The organism is Dialister sp. (genome assembly GCF_051885895.1).
In the GTDB taxonomy this organism is placed as follows: Bacteria; Bacillota; Negativicutes; order Veillonellales; family Dialisteraceae; genus Dialister.
Map to the genome: position 1 here is coordinate 2,842 of NZ_JBJEXP010000029.1, position 2,180 is coordinate 5,021.

The following is a 2,180-nucleotide window of genomic DNA, read 5'->3' on the forward strand; positions in this document are numbered from 1 at the left end:
GGACAACTACATTAAATACTAATCGGCGGGGTACCTCGGTCCCGATCTCGACTCCAATCCCAATCCCGATCACGGCCTCGGCCCCAATCCCGGTCCCGGCCGTGTCACAGGCGCTCCCTCGCCTTTCGCGGGTCATCCTGAGCGACAGCGAAGGATCTCGGTATATAGAGTTGGTGGGACAACTACATTAAATACTAATCGGCGGGGTACCTCGGTCCCGATCTCGACTCCGATCCCGATCCCGACCCCGATCTCGATCTCGATCTCGATCTCAGTATGCTGCTTCTGCAGCAAAAATACATTTCCTTAATATAAACTAATATAAACTTTTTATAATAAATCAGTGATAGTGCTTTACAATTTTTCTGAAATCTGATATGACTATATGAGTCGTTGTGAATCATATTTCCTATTGAAACAGGTGAAAAATGCGTAAGAATTCATTTATCCAGGGCGCCCTGATCCTGACGGTGGCTGGTATCATCGTCAAATTTATCGGCGCTTTCAGTCGGATTTATCTGTCCCGTCTTCTGGGCGGGGAGGGCATTGGTTTGTACCAGATGGCCTATCCGATTTATCTGCTCTGCCTTTCCGTTTCTTCCGCCGGCCTTCCGGTGGCCATTTCCATCATGGTGGCGGAAAGAAATGCAGTGAACGATTATCACGGCGGGCAGAAGGTTTTTCGTATTTCCATGGCAGCCCTGGTGCTGACCGGTCTTTTTTTCAGTATTCTTCTGTTCTTCGGCGCACAGTGGCTGGTGGATACAGGCATTGTCCGTGACCCCAGAGCGTACTGGTCGCTTCTGGCTCTGTCTCCTGCCGTTTTCTGCGCTACCCTTCTGGCAACGCTCCGCGGCTATTTCCAGGGCCTGCAGCTGATGACCCCTACGGCTGTGTCCCAGATTCTGGAACAGGTAGTGCGGGTAGTCACCATGATCGCCTTTGCGGTGATCCTCCTGCCCTACGGCCTTGAATTCGGCGCTGCCGGCGCTACTTTGGGCGCTGCGCCCGGCGCATTTATGGGGATTGTGGTGCTCATCGGATTTTACTACATGACCCGGGGATGGCGCAGGGAACTGGCGGCTGAACAGGATCCTACCATCAAGCCCCAGAGTGCCTTCCACATCATCAAGAGACTGCTGATTCTGGCCATTCCTGTTTCTCTGGCCAACATCATGCTTCCTATCGTGTCCAATATCGATCTCTTCATCGTGCCCCGCCGTCTGGAAGTGGCAGGCTTTGCGGTTGAGGAGGCAACCACCCTTTTCGGCTACCTTACCGGCATGGCAACAGCCCTTGTCAATATGCCTACCATTGTCACCGCGTCCCTGGCAGCCAGCCTGGTGCCGGTCATTTCAGAAGCCATCGCCCAGAAAAAGGGTGATGTGGTCATGAAAAGGACCGATACCGCCATGCGTCTGGCCAACCTGATCACCATTCCCGCCTTCGTGGGCATGTGCGTCATTGCCACACCGATTTCCGCCATGCTTTATGCAACCCCTGATGCAGGTCCCTGCATCGCCGTCATGAGCTTCGGCGTATTCCTTCTGGGCGTGCAGCAGGTCACCACCGGCGTTCTCCAGGGCATGGGCAAAACGGCCATCCCCTTTATCAACATGGTGATTTCCGCTTCCGTAAAGGTGCTCCTTTCCTGGAACCTCACAGCCCTTCCCGCCTGGGGCGTGCTGGGGGCCGCCTGGGCAACCAACGCCGACTTCGGCGTGGCAGCAGTGCTGAACCTGATATTCCTCTATAAATACAGACACTATACCATGGATATCATCCATACGGTGAAACTCTTCATCGCCGCCGGCATCATGGGTGCCGTGGTCCTCGGCGTCTATCACGGAGCCTTCGGCTTCATCCACAGCAATACCCTGGCTACCCTGGTATCCATTGCCATCGGCGGTGTGGTATACCTGGCCGCCATCGTCATCATCCGCGCCGTAAAGCCGGAAGATGTACAGGGCGTTCCGAAAATCGGACCGAAACTGGCTGCCGCTGTAGAAAAGCTGAGCTTCAAAATCTGAATTCAATAGGAAATAGAAAAAGCCATGAAATGAGAAATCATTTCATGGCTTTTTTGTGTAAGAAATCGCAGTAACATCGGGAGGCGGGAAATGTATGCTCGAATGGATAAGGTGCAGAGAGTACAGGCGGCCCGGGATCGACTTCTCTTT

1 protein-coding gene is annotated in these 2,180 nt (G+C 53.5%); it reads left to right on the forward strand.

Annotated elements, in window-relative coordinates; translation table 11 throughout:
• Positions 1 to 428: 428 nt before the first annotated feature.
• Positions 429 to 2,030, forward strand: coding sequence for a putative polysaccharide biosynthesis protein (locus ACI4N7_RS02230; RefSeq protein ID WP_439731741.1), 1,602 nt, complete (start codon positions 429 to 431; stop codon positions 2,028 to 2,030).
• Positions 2,031 to 2,180: the final 150 nt, after the last annotated feature.

Excerpts from the sequence above, each read along its gene's own strand:
- ACI4N7_RS02230 (WP_439731741.1), top strand. The coding sequence starts at position 429 with ATGCGTAAGAATTCATTTATCCAGGGCGCCCTGATCCTGACGGTGGCT.